Origin of the sequence: Ruminococcus sp. (assembly GCF_045129435.1) — a bacterium.
GTDB lineage: Bacteria > Bacillota > Clostridia > Oscillospirales > Acutalibacteraceae > Ruminococcoides.
Map to the genome: position 1 here is coordinate 1 of NZ_JBGVJL010000092.1, position 2115 is coordinate 2115.

General features: G+C 36.5%; 2 protein-coding genes. Both read right to left on the reverse strand.

The genetic code is table 11. The features are described from left to right. Positions 1 to 161: 161 nt before the first annotated feature. Positions 162 to 1631: a DUF927 domain-containing protein gene (locus tag ACJMMI_RS04505; protein ID WP_405353943.1), complete on the reverse strand. Its 1470-nt coding sequence runs from the start codon at positions 1629 to 1631 to the stop codon at positions 162 to 164. A 1-nt stretch (position 1632) separates the two neighbouring features. Further along, the coding region (locus ACJMMI_RS04510) for a CHC2 zinc finger domain-containing protein (RefSeq protein ID WP_405353944.1) at positions 1633 to 2115 on the reverse strand (483 nt) is incomplete at its 5' end.

Consider the following 2115-nt stretch of genomic DNA (forward strand, 5'->3'; position numbering starts at 1 on the left):
AGTTAGAAAAGGAAGATTATATCGACTTACAGATAAAGGTGAGGAAATAGTTAATAAAATAGAATAAATTCTTTTTAATCAATAATACCTAATAATTATTTTTCTTATTGTTCTAGTAATAAATACAATATCTAGTCTATTTGAAGTATATTATAAATAAATTAGTCTATATCTTCAATATTCAATGTCTGGCCGTCCTTAAAAATCCATTCATCAATGAGCTTGTCCGCTGTCAAAATAATGCTTGCTGCCATTGCCTGTTTTTCGGTAGTTTTGCCGTTTGATAGCAGTTTATAAAAATCTTTTTGACACTTAATTGCATATTCCGTATTGTCCGGTTCCTGCAACATTTCAACAAACATCTTCCCAGCAAAACCGTAATTTTTCTTTATTGTATCAGCAACCTCCACAGGATTTTCAAATAATTTTAAATCCTTACAATCAATTTCAATAACTCTGTTTACCGCACCTGCTCCGCTTGAATTATTAGAGATTGGCATTTCTCCCGTTGTAATGATGCAATTGCTCCACGTCTGGACTTTTTGCAGTCCACCCGTCTTCTGACCTCTGGAACGTCCAACCCCCTCTGAAAGCTGATATATCATTGTGTCAAAGTCCTTGCGGTCCTTAACAATCTGCAATTCATCAATTATAAGAGGCATAGAGTTAACAAAGCCTGCGGACAATTCCTGAGCAACAGCTGTACTGTTGAATGTGTGCCAATATTCACCGCTTTTCGGATTTGCCCATACTGATGTTGCAAGCATTAAAGCAACGGTTTTGCCGGATTCTGTACCTCCCCAAAGATGAACGAAAAACACAAGGGAATTACAAGGTTTTACAAGCACGCTTGCAAAACTTGAGGCAAGAATAAGTCTTGCTGATGTATTTCCTTTTCGTATTTTTTTAACAAGTTCAAACCATTTATCTGCCTTACCGTGTTCCTTTACAGATTCAAAGAAATGCTTATATGTAACATCACCGTCAAATATCAAATCCTCGCCATAAGGGGAAAAGCCGTAATCATCAATCCATCCCAATCTGCCCACACTGTTAACTTCCGGTATTTTTTCATAGTTATAATGTTCAATATCAGACAAATATCTTATCAGATGTTTTGAGTTTTCACTGTTTACTGCTATGCCAAACTCTGCAAGGTTTATTATGGATTGAGCACTTGCAAGCGTCTTTTTATCAGCAATAACATACCGCCATTGCTTGTTTTTTCTGTATGCAAGCTTCTGCTTTTCTACTCCGCTGTCAATATTTACAAGCCTTTGTATCGGCAATATAGGATGATTGCAGGCAACAAATTCAAATCCAAATTTATCCGTGCCGGTTACACCAAAATCATCACATTCCCAATCTCCGCAATCAAGGACCATTTCCTGCTCCGAAAAATTAGTCGTGTTGTTGATTGTAAGCCCCGACTTGCTGTTCATCATCTGAACGTAATCTTTGAACATACTCATAAAATTACGTATTTTAAAGGATAATGCCTGACTATTAATCTTTACCATAAGCTGTTTCGTCTGCAAAGGGTTGTCCTTATATTGATAAAGCCATTCGTAAGGCTCTGTTCCGTTCAAAAAATCATCCCTCGTAAATTCAGGAATTATAATATCCGCCAAGTCATATTCCTCCTTTCAAATCAAAATTCTCAATTTCATTTACTATCATTACTTTAACAATTACCGCTTTTGCAAATAAATCGGAAAAAGGCTCGTTTTCTTTGATTATTCGTTCCGCATACATATAACAATCCTCTAAACATTCATAAAGCCGTGATTTCGATACAATATATCCATTTTGAATATCACGCAGCAACTCCATTTTTCTTGCCAGTCTTTTTGCCTTCTCCCGCTCCCGATATGTAAGATTGTTTGTTAATGACAAACCCAAATTAAAAACATCATTCAGCTTTATAATTGCACCCTTAAAAGGCAGGTTTTCAATTTTCATAACAAAGTCTATAACACTTCCGCCCTCGCCGCATCCGAAACACTTAAACCGTCTGCCGTTTGCATATATTTTTAATGATGCGGTCTTTTCGGAGTGAAAAGGGCAAGTTATAAAGCCCGCCCTGTTCGGTTGGAATCCGTAAAAATTACATAT